This window comes from Bradyrhizobium cosmicum (assembly GCF_032290525.1).
GTDB classification, from domain to species: domain Bacteria; phylum Pseudomonadota; class Alphaproteobacteria; order Rhizobiales; family Xanthobacteraceae; genus Bradyrhizobium; species Bradyrhizobium cosmicum_A.
On sequence record NZ_JASXTA010000009.1, the window covers coordinates 240,988 to 259,172 of the forward strand.

At 66.2% G+C, this 18,185-nt stretch carries 14 protein-coding genes; 3 read left to right on the forward strand and 11 right to left on the reverse strand.

Features of this window, described 5'->3' with window-relative positions; all coding sequences use genetic code 11:
• Nucleotides 1-38 precede the first annotated feature (38 nt).
• Complete coding sequence (locus QSV46_RS18700; protein WP_314954307.1) at nucleotides 39-956, reverse strand: pirin family protein; 918 nt, start codon at nucleotides 954-956, stop codon at nucleotides 39-41.
• A 287-nt stretch (nucleotides 957-1,243) separates the two neighbouring features.
• Between QSV46_RS18700 and QSV46_RS18705 the strand changes: the two genes are divergently transcribed.
• Both QSV46_RS18705 and QSV46_RS18710 read left to right on the forward strand, forming a co-directional pair.
• Nucleotides 1,244-2,296 (forward strand): helix-turn-helix domain-containing protein, encoded by a 1,053-nt coding sequence (locus QSV46_RS18705; RefSeq protein WP_314954309.1) that lies wholly within the window; start codon nucleotides 1,244-1,246, stop codon nucleotides 2,294-2,296.
• A gap of 146 nt (nucleotides 2,297-2,442) precedes the next feature.
• Nucleotides 2,443-3,870, forward strand: coding sequence for a serine hydrolase (locus QSV46_RS18710; RefSeq protein WP_314954313.1), 1,428 nt, complete (start codon nucleotides 2,443-2,445; stop codon nucleotides 3,868-3,870).
• Nucleotides 3,871-3,877: 7 nt separating this feature from the next.
• On the opposite strand, the gene QSV46_RS18715 is transcribed toward QSV46_RS18710, so the two are convergent.
• On the reverse strand, nucleotides 3,878-5,245 hold the full coding sequence (locus QSV46_RS18715; protein WP_314954316.1) for an MmgE/PrpD family protein: 1,368 nt from the start codon (nucleotides 5,243-5,245) through the stop codon (nucleotides 3,878-3,880).
• Between the two features lie 117 nt (nucleotides 5,246-5,362).
• Here QSV46_RS18715 and QSV46_RS18720 point away from each other — a divergent pair, with 117 nt between their 5' ends.
• The gene (locus QSV46_RS18720) at nucleotides 5,363-6,478 is read left to right on the forward strand and encodes an FUSC family protein (RefSeq protein WP_314954318.1); all 1,116 of its coding nucleotides are present in this window, start codon (nucleotides 5,363-5,365) and stop codon (nucleotides 6,476-6,478) included.
• Here QSV46_RS18720 and QSV46_RS18725 read toward each other — a convergent pair.
• The 9 genes from QSV46_RS18725 to QSV46_RS18765 all read right to left on the reverse strand — a co-directional run bounded on the left by QSV46_RS18725 (nucleotide 6,475) and on the right by QSV46_RS18765 (nucleotide 18,145).
• Nucleotides 6,475-6,966: a DUF2867 domain-containing protein gene (locus QSV46_RS18725; protein WP_314954320.1), complete on the reverse strand. Its 492-nt coding sequence runs from the start codon at nucleotides 6,964-6,966 to the stop codon at nucleotides 6,475-6,477. The two genes, QSV46_RS18720 and QSV46_RS18725, sit on opposite strands and share 4 nt — an antisense overlap.
• Entirely contained in the window at nucleotides 6,963-8,357 is a 1,395-nt protein-coding gene (locus QSV46_RS18730; protein WP_314954322.1) for an MATE family efflux transporter, read from the reverse strand. The genes QSV46_RS18725 and QSV46_RS18730 overlap by 4 nt, the downstream gene beginning before the upstream one ends.
• A gap of 191 nt (nucleotides 8,358-8,548) precedes the next feature.
• On the reverse strand, nucleotides 8,549-9,844 hold the full coding sequence (gene murA, locus QSV46_RS18735) for a UDP-N-acetylglucosamine 1-carboxyvinyltransferase (RefSeq protein ID WP_314954324.1): 1,296 nt from the start codon (nucleotides 9,842-9,844) through the stop codon (nucleotides 8,549-8,551).
• Between the two features lie 242 nt (nucleotides 9,845-10,086).
• Entirely contained in the window at nucleotides 10,087-10,554 is a 468-nt protein-coding gene (locus QSV46_RS18740; protein WP_314954325.1) for a hypothetical protein, read from the reverse strand.
• A gap of 235 nt (nucleotides 10,555-10,789) precedes the next feature.
• The gene (gyrB, locus tag QSV46_RS18745) at nucleotides 10,790-13,225 is read right to left on the reverse strand and encodes a DNA topoisomerase (ATP-hydrolyzing) subunit B (protein ID WP_314954327.1); all 2,436 of its coding nucleotides are present in this window, start codon (nucleotides 13,223-13,225) and stop codon (nucleotides 10,790-10,792) included.
• A gap of 303 nt (nucleotides 13,226-13,528) precedes the next feature.
• Entirely contained in the window at nucleotides 13,529-15,697 is a 2,169-nt protein-coding gene (locus QSV46_RS18750) for a hypothetical protein (protein ID WP_314954328.1), read from the reverse strand.
• Nucleotides 15,698-15,826: 129 nt separating this feature from the next.
• Entirely contained in the window at nucleotides 15,827-16,585 is a 759-nt protein-coding gene (locus QSV46_RS18755) for a hypothetical protein (RefSeq protein ID WP_314954330.1), read from the reverse strand.
• Nucleotides 16,586-16,675: 90 nt separating this feature from the next.
• Nucleotides 16,676-17,812: a DNA replication/repair protein RecF gene (gene recF, locus QSV46_RS18760; protein ID WP_314954332.1), complete on the reverse strand. Its 1,137-nt coding sequence runs from the start codon at nucleotides 17,810-17,812 to the stop codon at nucleotides 16,676-16,678.
• Between the two features lie 45 nt (nucleotides 17,813-17,857).
• Nucleotides 17,858-18,145 carry a GIY-YIG nuclease family protein gene (locus QSV46_RS18765; protein ID WP_314954335.1) on the reverse strand — a complete coding sequence of 96 codons (288 nt, stop codon included), beginning with the start codon at nucleotides 18,143-18,145 and terminating at the stop codon, nucleotides 17,858-17,860.
• Nucleotides 18,146-18,185: the final 40 nt, after the last annotated feature.

An 18,185-nucleotide genomic window follows, 5' to 3' on the forward strand; every position in this document is an offset into this window, starting at 1 on the left:
CGGCCGCGCCCGATGGCACGGCCGGACACCGGATTAGCCTATTCCGGCAGCGGAATGAACTCATGTTCCTGCGGAACCGCGGCGAAGCGGCCGGTTTTCCAGTCCTGCTTGGCCTGCTCGATCCGCTCCTTGCTGGAGGAGACGAAATTCCACCAGATGTGGCGCGGGCCCTCCAGCGCATCGCCGCCGAGAAACATCATCCGCGTGGCCTTGAGTGCCTTCACGGTGATGCGGTCGCCGGGGCGGAAGATCAGCAGCCGCGGTCCCTCGTAGCGCTCGTTCGCGATCTCGACCTCGCCATCTACGACATAGATCGCACGCTCCTCATGGTCGGGGTCGAGCGGCACGCTCGCGCCCGCAACCGCCGTGACCTCGGTGTAGAACCATGGCGACACCATCGTTACAGGTGAGGTGATGCCGAAGGCCGAGCCCGCGATCACCTTCGCGGTGAAGTCGCGCTCGGAAATCATCGGCAGATCGCCGGCGCCATAATGCTGGAACGACGGCGCGATTTCTTCCGATCCGGCCGGCAGCGCAATCCAGCTTTGCAGGCCCAGCATCTTCTGCCCGGAGGCGCGCTGCACGTCCGGCGTGCGCTCGGAATGCGCGATGCCGCGCCCGGCCGTCATCAGATTCATCGCGCCGGGCTGGATCTCCTGAATGTTGCCCTCGCTGTCGCGATGCATGATCGCACCGTCGAACAGATAGGTGACGGTGGCAAGCCCGATATGCGGATGCGGCCGCACGTCCATGCCCTTGCCGGAGACGAACTGCACCGGGCCGAAATGATCGAAGAAGATGAAGGGCCCGACCATCTGCCGTTTGCGGTGCGGCAGTGCGCGCCGCACCGCGAATCCGTCGCCGAGATCGCGCGTGCGCGGCACGATGACGAGATCGAGCGCATCGCAGGACATGGGATCGCCGAGCACAGGATCGTTCGAGGGCTGCCAGCTCATGGTGGACTCCTTCTTTGTTGCGGCGACCCTAACAGGATTTGATGACCCCGTCGCGGCGCCCCGCCGGCATTGCCGCGATGGTCTATTTGCCGTCATCGTGCGATATCGGCGATACCTAATGTGGAAACAGGGGCGGGCGATGGTTTCTCTGATCAAGCCAGCGCAAACCTGATCGAGGTCGACGATCCCGGGATCGAGACCGCGTCATCCGGCATCATCCATCTTGAAAAGCGCGGCCTGACGAAGGATGTTCGGCTGATGTCAACCGCGCCCGATCGCATTGCCCGATGACGCTTGCCGCAACCGAACTCGTCTTTCGCGCCGCGTCCGTGGCGCTGCTGCTGATGCTCGCGGCGTCCTTGCTCTCGGACTTCCGCAACGTGCCGGCGGCCCGGCTCGGCGCCGCCTTCGCGCTCGGCTCTGCAGCGCATGCGGCGAGCTATTCGGTCGGGGTTTCTTCGCTGGTCATGGGCTGGCACGCACCGCTGATTGCGCTGTCGACCGGCAACATCGTGGTGTTCTGGCTGTTCACGCGCGCGCTGTTCGACGACGAGCTTCGCTTGCGCCCGTGGCATGGATTGATCTGGGCGCTGGTGACCGCCTTCAGCTTCGTCGGGTGCGTCTGGATCGCGCCTGGAGGCAACGTGCGGTTCTCCGTCACTGTGGTCAACCTGATCGTGCTCGGCTTCATCGCGCTCGCGGTGTGGCAGACGATCGCCTCGTGGCCGGCCGACCTGGTCGAGCGCCGCCGCCGCGTTCGCGTCTTCATCGTCTGCGCGGCCGCGCTCTATGGCGGATTGAATGCGCTGCTCCAGATCGTCCTTGCGGGCAGTGACGTCGGCGACATCGCCAACACGATCAATTCCGGTGTGCTCGCCGCAGTCGTCGCGGTCATTGCTTACGCGGTGATGCGCGTGGATGGCGCCGACCTGTTTCCGGGTGCCGCGGAAGCCGCGCCAAGCGAGCCGCTACCCGCCGAAGATGCCGCCGACCAGCGTCTGATCGATGCGCTGCTGCGCCTGATGGCCGACGAGCGGATCTATCGGCAGGAGAACATCACCATCGGCGTCCTGGCGGGCCGGCTCAAAATTCCCGAATACCGCCTGCGCCGGCTGATCAACCAGCGGCTCGGCTATCGCAACTTCAATGTGTTCCTGAACAACCATCGGATCGAGGAAGCCAAGGCCGCGCTCGCCGATCCCGCCCAGGCGGAAGTCCCCGTCATCACCATCGCCATGGACGCGGGCTTCCAGTCGCTCGGTCCGTTCAATCGCGCGTTCAAGGCGGTGACGGGCGTGACGCCGACGGAGTATCGGCGGCTCAAGGTGAATGCGGCCTAGATTATTAGCTCGTTGAAATCACAGCATAATTTCAAATTCGACTAGGCCCGGTCAGTTTCGACGAGGTCGTATTTCAAATCCGGCGAGCACGCTTCGCCCGCATCCGGCTCCTTCTCCGCCACTCGCCCCGAAGCTGGAGAAAGCCCGTGACCCGCCGCCGCAAGATCATCCTCGCTACTACCGCCATCGCCCTTGCCGGCCTCGCCCTCGGCGCGGCGCGGGCTCGCGACGTGCCGAAGGTTGCCACCGGCTTCATCGCCGACACGCTCTGCTCGGAGACGTTCGTCTCCGGCCTCGATCCCGTGCGCAACCTCGCCGAGACCACCGACGCGATGCCGGGCGTGGGTCTTCTGACTTGGGCGATGGATTTTCAGGTCGACCGCGTGCGCAAGGACGTCACGGTGACGCTGTTCGGCATTGGCCGCAGCCATGCCGTCTATCGCGAGGGCCTCGGCTGCACGCTCGAACATGGCGCGGGGATCGCCGACGTCGCGTCGCCGCCGGATGACGAGCAGCCCGCATTGCTCGCCGAGATCGCCGGCCCAGCGATCGTGCCGCCGCAAAGTCCTGAGCTCGCTGCCGCCGTCGACCGCGCCTTCACCGAGCCCGCGCACCCGCCATACCGCCGCACCCGCGCCATCGTCGTCATGAAGGCCGGCCGCATCATTGCCGAGCGCTATGCCGACGGCATCGGACCGGAAACGCCGCTGCTCGGCTTCTCCATGACCAAGTCGGTGATATCAGCGCTGACCGGCATTCTCGTGCGCCAGGGCAAGCTCAAGCTCGCCGGACCCGCGCCGGTTGGCGCTTGGCAGGATCCGGATGATCCGCGTCATGCCATTACCATCGATCATTTGTTACGCCACACTGCCGGCCTTGCCCTTGGAAGCTCGTTGCAGGCCTCGCTCGGCTCGGCGTTCGAGCCGGTCAATCGCATGAAGTTCGTCGAGCGGGACATGGCCGCCTTTGCGGAGAGCGTTCCGCTTGCGACCGTGCCGGGCACCGCTTGGAATTATCACGATGGCAACACGCTCATTCTCTCGCATCTCATTCGCAACGCCGCGGGCGGCAGTCCCGCAGAGGCGCTGCGCTTCGCGCGCCGCGAGCTGTTCGCCCCGCTCGGCATGCGCCATGCCACGCTCCAGCTCGACGGCGCCGGCACGATCGAGGGCTCGAGCGAGATGCTGGCCTCCGCACGCGACTGGGCGCGCTTCGGCCAGCTCTATCTCAATGACGGTATCGCCGGCGGCAAGCGCATCCTGCCGGAGGGCTGGGCGAACTACTCGGCCTCACCAACGCCGAATGCCTGGGTCGGCATCGGCGCCGGCTTCTGGACCAACCGGGGCGACAGCTTTGGCGCAACCTATCGCGTTGAGCACGGCTGGCCGCGCGATGCCTTCTTCGCCAAGGGCACCATCGGGCAGTACATGATCGTGATCCCCTCGGAGCGTCTGGTGATCGTGCGGATGGGCCGCTCGCCGAACTGGCCGGCTGAGGCGGACGGCGTGTTCGATCTGGTGCGCGATGTCGTGGCGACAACGCGCGAGCAGGGGAAGCTGGCGGGAGCGAATTAGGCGGCTACTACCGCCCCAGCTCCGTCGCCTTCGCCACGCGATCAAACCGCTCCAGGGTCATGATTGCGTCGGCGAACTTCTCTGCCCGCGCATTCAGCACCGGGCGGGCCAGCGTCAGAAACTTCTGCTGCATGGCTTGCGCATCAGGGAACGAATTCGGCTCTCCCGAAGGATCCGCATAAAGCCGCTCGTGCACGCCGTCGTCGGTGGTGATGCTGACGCGCGCGCCAAAGGGATGGGTGCGGCCGATCTCAAGCCGGTCGTCCTGCACCACGTCGAACTTGTCGGCGAGCGCGTCGATGGCGGCATCGCCGAGGCGGTTGTAATCGTCCCAGCCGAACGAGCCCTGGTCGAGCGCGAGCGCGCCGGTGAAGAACATCGAGAACTGGCCGCCGACGATCGAGGTCGGATGACGCTTGGTCGCGGCGTCGCCGGTCAGCGTGATGCCGTTCCGATGCAAACCGATCTCGACGCGCTTGACTTGGTCCGGCGTCAGATTGTGCTCGCGCCGCATCGCGATCAGCGCGTCGATCGCGGCATGGGTGTAGCGGCAGCTCGGATACGGTTTTACGCCGATCTTCATGGTCTCATAGGTCTTGCCGAGCTCGGCGACCGCCTTGTCCGGATGCGCATCGTCGGTATAGCCGGCGAGCAGGCCGTGCTTGCCCTCGACCGACTCCGTCGCGCCGACGAAATCGTTGCGCGCCAGCGTCGCGGCGATCACGCCGTTCATGGCGGCGGCGCCGACCTGGTAACGCTTGTTCCAGGCGCCGTTGACCAGGAATTGCAGCGAGCCCGCGGCCTGGCTGCCGGAGACGCCGAAAGCGGCGATGATCTGCTTTTCGCTGAGACCGAACAGCTTGCCGGCCGCCGCCGCCGCGCCATAGGTGCCGGCCGTCGCGGTCGGATGGAAGCCGCGCGCATAATGCGAGGTCGGATCGAGCGCGTTGCCGAGCCGGCAGCAGACTTCATAACCCGCCACGATCGCGGTCAGCACGTCGCGGCCCGACGCGCCGACCATCTCGCCGACGGCGAAGGCGGCCGGCACCACCGGCGCGCTCGGATGCAGCGAGGAATCGGCATGGGTGTCGTCGAAATCGAGGGAGTGGCCGAGCGCGCCGTTGAGCAGCGCCGCCACCGCCGGGGTCCAGGTCTTGCTGTCGCCGAACACGGTGGACCCGCCCCTGGTGTCGAGCGCCAGCGCCTCCAGCATCTTCAGGATCGACGGGGTCGATTCCGCCTCGCTGCGGGCCCGGATGGCGCTGCCGAGGAAGTCCAGCGTCAGCACCTTGGCGCGATCCAGCACCTCCGCCGGAATATCCTGGTATTTCAGGTTGAAGACATAGGCGGCGAGCGTTGCGGTTTCAAAGGCCATCGTGTTTCCTCGTTTTGGCGCGCAAGTTAGGCGGGCTGATTTGGCCTTTCAAGCGGCCTTGCAGCCGCGGGCATCAGCTATGCTTATGGTCGGCCACGAGGATCGGGACATTTGACCATGGCACTCGCAAGACAGCTGTTCGACCGGGTCCGGTCGCGCCGGACGCAGCTGGGGCTCGCGATCCGGGTCACGGTCGCCGCGACAGCGGCCTACGCCATTGCCACCGCGCTGCATCTGCTGCTGCCGCTCTGGGCGGTGCTGACCTCGCTGATCGTGACCCAGCTGAGCGTCGGGCGCTCGCTGAAGGCGACGCGCGACTACGTGCTCGGCACCATCGGCGGCGCCATCTATGGCGGCGCCATCGCGATCCTGATTCCCTATTCCAGTGAGGCCGGGCTATTGGGTTTGCTGGTGCTGTCGGTCGCCCCGCTCGCCTTCATCGCCGCGATCAATCCGAGCCTCAGCGCGGCAACGGTGACGGCCGTGATCGTGCTGCTGGTTCCGACCATGCATCACTCCGATCCCATGACGTCGGCCATCGACCGCGTCAGCGAGGTCGGGGTCGGTGCCGTCACCGGGCTCCTCGTCTCCTTCCTGGTGCTGCCCTCGCGCGCGGTGCGGCAGATCCGCGCCAGCGCGGCAAAACTGCTCGAACTGATCGCGGATGCTTTCGCAGAACTGCTCGCGGGTCTCACGCGCGGCCGCGACAACGACGCACTGCACCGGATCCAGGACGGCATCGGTACCGCGATGGTAGGCATGAATGCGATCGGCGCAGAAGCCGAGCGTGAGCGTGCCGCGCGGCTGTCGAGCGGTCCCGACACCGGCCCGCTGCTGCGCACGATCTTGCGGTTGCGTCATGACGTCGTGATGATCGGCCGCGCCACCGTGGTGCCGCTGCCCGCGGAGGTGCAGATCAGGCTCGCCGCGCCGCTCGCGGAGGTCAGTGCGGCAATCGCACGCTTTCTGAAGTCCGCGGCCGAAGCGCTGCGGGCCGGCGCCGGCGCGCCGCCGATCCATCCCGTGCATGTCGCGCTTCAGCACTACGCGGAGGCCGTTGCCGCCGTCCGCCAGGATGGTCTGATCCGCGGCCATTCCGGCGACACCGCCGAGCGTTTCTTCGCGATTGGCTTCTCGCTGGAGCAGATGCACCAGAATCTCAGCGATCTCGATCGCGTCGTCGGCGAATGGTCGGAGGCCGCAAGCGACAAGCCCGCGCGATTGGCGGATTAGTTAAGCGCCGGCCCCACAATGCGCCCCATCATGTTGCGGACCACGAGCTTGTGGAAGGGCATGCTGACGGCCAGGTAGGTCCGACCGAGCAAATTATGCGTCCGCACCAGCGTGGTCGAGGTCACCTGCCGTCCCGTCCCTTCGTCTGTCACATCGACCACGAGACGAAAATCGAGGTGGGAATCGTCGAAGCCCGCGATCAGCCGCTCCGGCGTCTCGCTGAGCACGGGAAACAGGCCGATCAGGCCGTACGGCGCCGGCGCGCCTTCGCCCGACGTCTTCAATCCGAATGGCGTCACCAGCATGTTGCGCAGCCGCAGCAGCACGTCGATCCAGCGCGGCCCGTGCAGCACCATCCTCGTGCAGGCCTCGCGGGCATTCACCGCTGCCGCGCCGACCTCCACGCGAAACGCATCGATGAACTGGGCGCCCGATAGCAGCGCGCCGGCATCGACATTGGGGGTGACTTCGCGGACGGTCCCGATCATCCCGCCAGTTTGCGCGTCAGCATCCGGAAGCGCAAGATCAGGAGGCCGGCATAGACAAACGTCCCGACCGAGAATCCGACCCAGACGCCGACCGCGCCGAGCCCGGCGTTGAACGCCAGCACCCAAGCGACGGGAAAGGCAACGCCCCAATAGCCGATCGCCGCGAACAGCAATGTCATCCTTGTGTCATTGATGCCGCGCAGCGCGCCGCCCACGATGGTCTGGAGGCCGTCGGCGATGAAGAAGGTCGCGCCGACCACCAGCAGCGTTGCGGTCAGTTCGACCGTGGCGACGCTCTCTGCACCGCTGCCGAAGAACACTCGTCCGAGCTCATAGCGGCCGAGGATGATGGCGACCGTCAGCGCGGAGACCAGCGCGACGCCGAGCAGGGCCGCGACGAGCCCTGCGCGTCTCACCGCGAGCGGATCGCCGCGGCCGAAGGCGTGGCCGACCCGCACCGTCGCGGCCATGCCGATGCCGAGCGGCACCATGAACAACACCGCGGTGATCTGGAGCGCGATTTGATGCGCGGCGATCGCGGCGGTCGAGATCAGCCCCATCAGCAGCGCCGCCGAAGAGAACAGGCCATATTCCAGCAGCAGCGAGAACGAGATCGGAGCGCCGATCGCGATCAGCTCGCGCATCAGGGGCCAGTCGATCCGCCAGAGCCGGGCGAGCGGGCGATAGTCCGCGAATGGCTTTCGCCACGCGACGATGGCGAGCGTGGCGAGGAACGTGCCGAGATTGACCAGCGTGGTCGCAAGCCCGGCGCCGAACAGGCCCAGCTCCGGCAAGCCGAACAGGCCGTGGATCAGCACATAGACCAGTGCGGCGTTGACGGGAATCGCTGCGAGCGTGATCCACAGCGGCGCCTGCGGCCGGTTCACCGCGCTCATCATGCTGCGCAGCGCGATGAAGCCGAGCGCCGGTGCGATACCCCAGGCAAGGCCATTCAGATAGTGCTGCGCGAGCGCGGCCGATTGCGATGCCTGGCCGAGCGCGAGCAGGATGCGCTCGCCATAGAGCGGCGAGGCCATCATCGGCAGCGAGATCAGCAGCGCGGCCCACAGGCCGACGCGCAGGGAGCGCCGGATCAGCTTGACGTCGCCGGCGCCGAATGCCTGTGCAGCCAGCGGCGACACCGCCGACATCAATCCCAGTCCGAGGGTGAAGCTGACAAAATAGACGGTGTGAGCCAGCGCGGCCGCGGCGACCGCATCCTCGCCCAGCCGGCCGATCATCGCCAGATCGGTCGTGATCATCGCGATCTGCCCGAGTTGCGTCAGCATCATCGGCACGGCCAGCCGCAGCGTCTCGACGAACTCTTCGGCGAGATGGTTTTGCGCCACGCCGGCTTGCGGCTGCGAATGACGTTGGACGGTGTCGAGCATGGTGGGCTCATTAACACGGCCGGGCGACGAAAACATGGCTCTCGTGTCCCGGACGCGCGAAGCGCGAGCCGGGACCCAGAAGTTGAGAGCACGGCTTCGGGCCGCATGGGCCCCGGCTCAGCAGCGCATCACTGACGTGCTGCGCTGCGTCCGGGGCACGAGACCATTTTGGGATGGGGAGGCGGAACGCCTCAGCCCTTCCGCTCCGGCACGCGCTTGATCTTGGCACCCAGCGCGTTCAGTCGTTCGTCGATGCGCTCGTAGCCGCGCTCGATCTGGTCGGCGTTGTTGATCGTCGAGGTGCCCTCGGCGCAGACCGCCGCGAGCAGCATCGCCATGCCGGCGCGGATGTCGGGCGAGATCATCGATGCCCCGCGCAGACGGCTGGGGCCGGCGATGATGGCGCGGTGGGGATCGCACAGCACGATACGCGCGCCCATCGCGATCAGCTTGTCGACGAAGAACATCCGCGATTCGAACATCTTCTCGAACATCAGGATCACGCCCTCGCATTGCGTGGCGGTGACGATCGCGATCGACATCAGATCGGCCGGGAAGGCCGGCCAGGGCTGGTCCTCCAGCTTCGGCACGTGGCCGCCGAAATCGTCCTGGATCTTCAGCGTCTGGTTCGAGGGCACGATCAGATCGTCGCCCTCGACGCGGCAGACGATGCCGAGGCGCTCGAACCCCATGCGAATCGACCGCAGATGCTCGACGCCGGCGCGGGTGATGCGAAGCTGCGAGCGCGTCACGGCGGCAAGGCCGATCAGGGAGCCGACCTCGATATGGTCGGGCTGGATCCGGTAGGTGGTGCCGCCGAGCGTCGCCGGCCCATGCACGATCATGGTGTTGGTGCCGATGCCTTCGATCCTGGCGCCGAGCGCGACCAGGAAGTTGGCGAGGTCCTGCACATGCGGCTCGGACGCCGCGTTGCGCAAATAGGTGACGCCGTCGGCGGCGACCGCCGCCACCAGCGCGTTCTCGGTTGCGGTGACGCTGGGCTCATCCAGAAACACGTCGGCGCCGGCAAGCCGTGCGGCGCGGAATTCGAGCCGGTCGGTCGCGGTGACCTTGGCCCCCAGCTGCTCGAGGGCGAGCACATGCGTGTCGAGCCGCCGCCGGCCGATGACGTCGCCGCCGGGCGGCGGCAGCATCACTTCGCCGCAGCGGGCGAGCAGGGGACCGGCGAGCAGGATCGAGGCGCGGATCCGCACGCAGAGCTCAGGGTCGAGATCGGCGGCGCGGACGCTCTTGGCGTGGATATGAAGCGTGTTGCGGGCGGTCCATTCCGCGGACGCGCCGACCGAGCGGATCAGCTCGACCAGCGTCTCGGTGTCGCGGATGCGCGGCACGTTCTCCAGCGTCACGGGGTGTTCGGTGAGCAGGGCGGCGGCGATGATCGGCAGCGCCGAATTCTTGTTGCCGGACGGCTCGATCGAGCCCGAGAGCCGGTGACCGCCCTCGACGATGTACTGGATGGGCGCCACTTGAGTTCTCGCTGTCCTGTTGGGTGGGCGGCTGTTTCGGGCGGAAACTACAGAGATTTGAGCGCGGTAGCAATTGTGCTGGCTGCGGCTGCCGGCCCGAGAAGGCTGCTAATCCCTCATGGTGAGGAGCGCGGAACGCGCGTCTCGAACCGTGCAGGCCCGGCTCTCGCCCGCGGCCATCCTTCGAGACGCCCCCGCTTCGCGGGCTCCTCAGGATGAGGCCTGGTGCTTGTAGCGGGCGGTCAAAACAGCCCGATGATATTCCCCACCACATAGAGGATTGCGATCAGGATCAGGGCGCCAATCATGACGAAGGAGATCTCGATCGCGATGGCGCCGGTGCCGAGGATGGCGGCGACGCCAGCGAGGAGCCGTTCCTCGCGGAAAATCAGCGAGAGGACCGAGAGCAGGATCGCGAGCAGGCCGAGCGAGATCGCTGTGGCTGACGCGGTTTCGCTCCAGCTGCGTCCAGGCGATTTCTCGAGCTTGGGAGCCTGATACTCGACGCCCTTCACACGGGCGATGACGCGGTCCTTGATGCGATGCCCGGTGTCGACGACGACCTGGTCCGCCGGTGGCGGCGGAAACACCATCGGCACGACCCAGTGCGGCAACACAGCCGCCATCAGCGCCAGCACGCCGACAATGCTGCCGATGATGCCAAGCCTGCGGGACGGCACGGCGGAACTGGTCGCTGTTGAGCTGGTCATGGCGTGACATTTCCCGGCCGGAACTGGCCAATGGTTCATGCCTCTTCGTCGCGATGCCGGGTGGGGAGGTTCAGCCGAGCTGTCTCCGCGTCATGGCCGGGCTTGACCCGGCCATCCACGGCTTTGCCGCATGCACAGAAGAACGTAGATGCCCGGGCCTTCGCCTCGCCGAAGCGGCTTCGGTCGCGCAGGCGGGACAAACCCGGCCATGACGACCGCCCAGAGCCAAGCGGCCTCAGATATCGATCGTCGCGCTGAGCGAATGCTCCTGGATGAAGTCGCGGCGCGGCTCGACCACGTCGCCCATCAGCTTGGTGAAGATGTCGTCGGCCTCGTCGACCTCCTTGACCTTCACCTGAAGCAGTGACCGCGCATTGGTGTCCAGCGTCGTCTCCCAGAGCTGCTCCGGGTTCATCTCGCCCAGCCCTTTGTAGCGCTGCAGCGTGACGCCCTTGCGGCCGGCGTCGGTGACGGCCTCGAACAGATCGACCGGCCCGTAGACCATGTGCTCGATGTCCTTGCGGCGCAGCTTGCCGGGGCGGGCGTAGACGTCCTGGAGCTTCACCGTATATTCGTCGAGCTTGCGGGCTTCGACTGAGCCTAAGAAGGCGTCGTCGATGATCGCGGCTTCCTTGACGCCGCGGACCGTACGCTCGAACTGGAATCCCTGCCCTTCCAAATATTGACCGATCCAGCCGCGCTCGACCTCGTCGGCGAGAGTGTCGAGACGTGCAGCGATGTATTGCGCGGCTGCTGCGGCCTTCTCCGGATCGCCGTAGATCGCCTTGTTGAGCACGCCGGTGATGGCGGCCTGCTCGATCACCTTGCGATTGTAGCGGGTGTGCAGGCTGCGCAGGATGCCGCGGACGGCGCGGGCGTCGTCGACCAGCGAGCGCAGGTCGCGGCCGGTGCGATCGCCGCCGTTGCCGGGGATGTAGACGCAGTCGTCGAGCCCGGTATCGATCAGATAATCTTCCAGCGCCCGTTCGTCCTTCAGGTACTGCTCGGACTTGCCGCGATTGACCTTATAGAGCGGCGGCTGGGCGATATAGAGATAGCCGCCGTCGATGATGGCGGGCATCTGCCGGTAGAAGAAGGTGAGCAGCAGCGTGCGGATATGGGCGCCGTCGACGTCGGCGTCCGTCATCACGATGATCTTGTGATAGCGCAGCTTCTCGATCGAGAACTCGTCGCTGATGCCGGTGCCCAGCGCAGTGATCAGCGTGCCGATCTGCTCGCTGTGCAGCATCTTGTCCGGGCGGACGCGCTCGACGTTGAGGATCTTGCCGCGCAGTGGCAGCACCGCCTGGAATTCGCGGTTGCGGCCCTGCTTGGCACTGCCGCCGGCCGAGTCACCCTCGACGATGAAGAGTTCGGACTTGGCCGGATCCTTTTCCTGGCAGTCGGCGAGCTTGCCGGGCAGCGAGGAGACCGAGAGCGGGCTCTTGCGGGTCAGCTCGCGCGCCTTTCGCGCAGCTTCACGCGCGGCGGCAGCCTGGATCACCTTGCCGACGATCATCTTGGCTTCGCTCGGATGCTCCTCGAACCAGGCCTGAAGCGCCTCGTTGAGGACGTTCTCGACCACGGGGCGCACTTCCGAGGACACCAGCTTGTCCTTGGTCTGCGACGAGAATTTTGGATCCGGCACCTTCACCGACAGCACGGCGGTGAGGCCTTCGCGGCAGTCGTCGCCGGTCAGCGCGATTTTTTCCTTCTTCGCATTGGCCTCGGCATAGCCGTTGACCTGGCGCGTCAGCGCGCCGCGGAAGCCGGCAAGATGGGTGCCGCCGTCACGCTGCGGGATGTTGTTGGTGAAGCACAGCACGTTCTCGTGGTAGCTGTCGTTCCACCACAATGCGGCCTCGACGCCGATGCCGTTAGCTTCCGCGCGCACCATGATCGGCGCCGGCACGATCGCCTTCTTGTTGCGGTCGAGATATTTGACGAACTCCTCGACGCCGCCGGAATAGTACATCTCCTCGCGCTTCTCGACCGCGTGGCGCATGTCGGAGAGCGCGATGTTGACGCCGGAATTGAGGAAGGCGAGCTCGCGCAGCCGGTGCTCCAGCGTGGCGAAATCATACTCGATGTTCTTGAAGGTTTCGGTCGAGGCCTGGAACGTCACCTCGGTGCCGCGCTTGCCGGGCGCGTCGCCGACCACCTTGAGCGGTGCCACCGCATCGCCATGGGCGAATTCGATGTAGTGCTCCTTGTTGTCGCGCCAGATCCGCAAGCCGAGCTTGCTGGACAGCGCGTTCACCACGGAGACGCCGACGCCGTGCAGGCCGCCGGAAACCTTGTAGGAATTCTGGTCGAACTTTCCGCCGGCGTGCAGCTGGGTCATGATGACCTCGGCCGCCGAGATGCCTTCGCCCTTGTGGATGTCGACCGGAATGCCGCGGCCGTCGTCGCGCACGGTAACGGAATTGTCGGCGTTGAGGATCACGTCGACGCGCGTGGCGTGGCCCGCCAGCGCCTCGTCGATGGCGTTGTCGACGACCTCGTAGACCATGTGGTGCAGGCCCGAGCCGTCGTCGGTGTCGCCGATATACATGCCCGGGCGCTTGCGGACGGCGTCGAGACCCTTGAGCACGCGGATCGATTCCGCCCCGTAATCGCTTGGATTTGAGGGCTCGTTTTCGGCAGGCGTCTGCCGAGCAGGTTCTGTCATGAGAGGCCTTCGAGATGTCGCCCGAATCAGCCGCGCAAAAGGCGCTGATTTGCAGGCTATTTGTGCCATGAAAGACCGCTTGCGCCTAGCGCAAAGTATCCTCCGGCAACCCTTTGATCAGATAGGACTTTTGGGCCGGTTTTCAAGGCTGTTGAAGGCCGATTTCAGGGGGTGCGAAAAGCGCGATTCGAAAGGCTGTTCTGGGGCTCGCAAGGGCGTGGTTTTTGCGGGTCGGAAGGCTGGTTCCGAAGTGCCCTCTCCCACAATCAAACGGGAGAGGGAGCGCACCTGTTGTCTCGCGGCTCAATACATCTGGAGCGGCAGCACGTCGCCGCTCGGCCCTACCAGAAGGCCCCAGGCATCGCCGGCGGCAACCGTCAGGGTTTCGGTGCGAGCGGGACGCCCGGGCAGGCGCAGCGCGTATTGGTACTTGCCCGGCGGCAGGTCGAGCATCGGGCCTTTCGGCGATTGCGGGCCGCCGGCACCGACGGCGATCTTCACGGTCTGATTGTTGATCGTCAGCGACGCCTCCTTCGCCCCCATATTGCCGAGCACGAGCCTTGCCTGGCCCGCCCTAGGCATGATGTCGGCCTTGATTGCGGCCTGCGGATTCCGTTGCACCAAGCTGACCGTTGTCTCCCCCCTGGCGCGGCCGAGCTTCAGCATGGCCGGTCCGTCCGGCGAGGTGAACGTGAGCTCTGCACGCTCGGTCGTCACCATCGCGCCGTCGGCCTTTTCCTGCCAGCCCCGCCTGGTCAGCTCCGCGCGATAGAACGCGAGAACATCCGGGAGATCTGCGGGGATGCTGGCTTCGAGCTCGGTGCGGAACGACTGGTTGCTGCCGGGAAATTTGGTCGAGCTGACGCCGCTCGAACTGTGTTGCGTCGGCACCGGCAGGGTGGCATCGGGATCGGGCTTGAGCGGCTCGGACGCCTTGGCCTGCACAGTTTTTGCTTCCGACGATTTGGTCTCGACCGGCTTCGCTGCGGCGACGACCAGACCGGAGCCGTTGGCGCTGACATTCACCTTCGGGCCCATCTGCATCACGGTCATCGAGATCGACTTGCCGCTCTTGGAGAACGACATCACCGCCATGTTGGGCTGGTTGATGACGGAGGGCTGCTCCTTCCAGCCCGCGTTCTTCAGCGATGCGCGGTAGAAGGCGCCGATGGCCTTGACGCTCGAGGTGGAGGAGAATTCGAGCCGGCCGTCGCCGCCTTCGAACGTCACGCCCTCGGCGGTCTCGGGCAGCGGCACCGGCGTCTTGCTGTCGGCGAGCGCATTGAGCGGCGCGTCGGACAGGGCTGCGGCCTGCACCTTGCGCCGCGCTTCGTCGGCGGTGATGAGTTGCTTGGCCGCACCCAGCGCATCACCAAGAAACTTCTCATCGGCTTCCTTCTTCGCCTTGGCGCGAGCGGCAAGCGCCGCCTCCTTTACCTGCACGTTGATGCTGACCATCGTGAAATCATATTTGCGGCCGAGCCGCAGCACGCCGGTTTCCTCTGCGTTGGAGATTTTGATTGTGACTTCGTCACCGGGTGCGAGCGGGGCGCTGCCATCCTCCTGCCAGCCGCGGGCGGCGAGCTCGCGATGATAGAAGGCGAGCACCGCCGGCAGTTCGGCCATCGCGGCCGCCGACATCTCGCGCTTGTTTGAGCTCGCGCTGCCGAGGCCCCTGGCCGTCTTGGTCGGGCTCGGCCGCGGCAGGCCGGCAAGGTCGTCATCGGCCTTGAGCTCGCCGGGCAGGGCGAAGGGCGCGACCCGGATCTCCACATTGGCGCGGCCATCGTCGCGCCGCGTCAGCGTCAGCATGACCGGCTTCTGCTGGTAGAAGCCGCCTTCCTTGCTGTCCGGGTGCGCGTAGAAGGCGCGCAGGCCGTTGGGAACGGTCTCGTCCAGGCTGGTCGTCCAGCGCGCGGCGGTTTCCGGCGTGAGCTTCTGCCAGCCGATCGCAGCCATTTCGCGGCCAAAGAAATCCGATGTCGCATCGAGCGCGCCGGGCGCGATGCAGCCGAGATAGGGCCTCGTGCCATCGAACACGATGTCGCTCGCCCCGTCCGGAAACGGCACGTTCGAATAGATCCGGTCGGTCGAGTAGTGGACCACCGACTGGTCGGGTCGGCCGGGCGCCTGGGTGAGATAGACGAAAAGCCCCTGCCGGCCCTTCCTGAAATTCAGCGTGGCGCTCTTCTCCTCCAGCGGCCGCACATAGGGCACCCAGCCGTCAGCGCTCAGGAGTTTTTTCACCGCCGGCGATGTCACCGCTTCCGGCGTCGGCATGCGGTATTCGACGCGGTAGGGATCGGGGCGCGAAGTGTCTTCCACCGCGCCCTCCAGCTGCGGGAGGGAATGGACGTCGACGACGCCTCCGTCGGCGGCGGCCGCGATCGAGCTGCTCGCCATCAGGACAAGGCCGCATGCAAGCAGTCGCCATCGTGCCGGGACTTGGGCCCCGTGCGGGATCATCGCCATCGTCAGGTCTCCAGGATGCCGCGCGCCGCGTCAGGCCCCGCGCACGATCGCAATGGCTGCGACACCATCGGCGCGGCCTCAGACGAGAAGTCGCGGCGGGAACCGGGCAGGTTCAAAGCGGTTCGGAGGTCAGTAGAGCTGGATCGGCGACCACGGATTGCCATCGGGCCCGACCGTGACGTCCCAGGCATCGCCGGCCACAAGGTCGATCGCCGTGTCGCGGTCCGGACGGCCTTCCATCTTCAACGTGTAACGGTATTTGCCGGGAGGCATATTGAACAGCGGCGCCTCGGGGCGCTCTCTGCCGGCGCGGGCAGGGAGTGGGACGGTCCGGTTGTCGATGATGAAGACGGCTTCCTTGTCGGCGAGATTGGTGAACATCAACGCGGCGCGGCCGGGCCTCGGCATAATCTGCGCCCTGGTCGCAGCCTCCTGGTTTTTCTGCACCAGATGGACCGAGGTGTTGCTGTCCCTCCGGCTAAGCTCCAGCGCCGCCGGTCCCAGCGGGGAGACGAAGGCGAGCTGGACGTGATCGGCTGAGATCACCGCGCCATCGTGCTGCTCCTGCCAGCCGAGCTTTCCAAGCTCCGCGCGGTAGAACGCGAGCACGTCGCTGAGCTCCGCGGGGATGCGGGCGATGAGCTTGGTGCGGAGCGGAGCCTCGACGCCGAGCATCGTGGTGAGACCGATCTCGCGATAGCTGTAGCGCGTCGGCGCGGGCAGCTTGGTATCCGGGTCGGGCGTGAGCGCGGCGGAGAACAGCGGCGACAGATGCGGCACCCAGGCGCTCGGGCTTGCCGCGAGCATGCAGCTCGCGAGCAGGAAGAAGCCGCAGGCAAACGCCAGCCATCGTGTCGGGACTCGCGCCCCGATCCTCACCGTCCGCATCTCACTCTCCAGGGAATTCGCGCGTCACCTTCGTTGCGCGGCCTCAAAAAGCTAGTCGCGGCGGGAAACGGCGGGGTTCAACCGCGAGGTCTATCGCCGGGCGGAGACGTGTCCGCTTTCGACGTCAAAGACTTCGCTCCCGGCGCCGATCTCGGCGAAGGCGGCGGGGTCCGCGCCGGTCAGCCACACCTGCGCGCCGAGCTTGCGCAGCTCGTCGAACAGCGCCGCGCGCCTGTTAGGATCGAGATGCGCGACGACCTCGTCGAGCAGCAGCAGCGGCACGATGCCGGTCATCTCGGCGACCAGGCTCGCATGGGCCAGCACGAGGCCGATCAGGAGCGCCTTCTGCTCGCCGGTCGAGGCATCGCGCGCCGGCATGCTCTTGGGTGCATAGACGACCCGGAGATCGGTGAGGTGCGGGCCGTCAGTGGTGCGGCCGGCGATGGCATCGCGCGGACGATTGTCGCGCAGGATCTGGCGGTAGCGGTCCTCGACCGAGGTCGCGGTCTCCTGGAGCAGCGCGTTCTCCATCCAGCCGTCGAGCGCGATCTGCGCCGACGGAAAGGCGGAAGCCTGCGCGCGTCCGTTCAGCATGCCGGTCAGCCTTGCCGCGGTCTGGCCCCGCGTGGCGGCGACCGCGACCGCAAGCTCGGCGGTCTCGCGCTCGATCGCATCACACCAATGGTCGTCGTAATTGCGCGTCTCGAGCAGGCGGTTGCGCGAACGGAGCGAGCGTTCCAGTGCCGAGATGCGGCTGGAGTGCTCGCTGTCGATGGCCAGCACCAGGCGGTCGAAGAAACGCCGCCGCTCGGACGCCGCGCCCATGAACAGCCCGTCCATCGCCGGCGTCAGCCAGACCATGCGGATGTGGTCGCCGAAGGCGTTGGCCGAATTGACCGGCTCGCGGTCGATGCGGCAGCGCCGGCTGACCGCGCTGTCGGGCAGCGGCGCGTCGATGCCGGTGCCGAGCGTGGCAAGGCCCAGCGCGCCCTCGACCTGCGCGGAGACCGCCCAGGAACCGTCGCCCTGATTGTCGGCGACGTCTTCGAGCGTCGCGCGGCGCAGCCCGCGTCCCGGCGACAGGAACGAGATCGCCTCGATGCAATTGGTCTTGCCCGCCCCGTTCGGGCCAACCAGCGCCACCATGTCAGCCGCCGTCTCGAGCCCCGCCGCCCGGTAGTTGCGAAAATGCGTCAGCGTCAGGCGATGAATGCGGGACGGGGTCATGTGCCTTGTCATTGCCGGGCTTGACCCGGCAATCCATCATCCGCCTCAGCGGACAATTTCATCATATAGGTCGCGCCACTCGGGATTGTTCTTCACGATCAGATCGATCTTCCACTCGCGCGACCAGTGCTTCATGTTCTTTTCGCGCTGGAGGGCAGCGGCGATCGTGTCGTGAGCCTCAAAATAGACCAGGGTCTTCACCCCGTAGCGCTTGGTGAAACCGTCCGCCAGACCTTCGCGATGTTCGTAGACGCGTCGGATCAGATTGTTGGTGACGCCGATATAGAGCGTTCCACCGGGCTTACTGGCGAGGATGTACACCCAATAGGTCATGTTGTTTGATGGATGGCCGGGTCAAGCCCGGCCATGACAA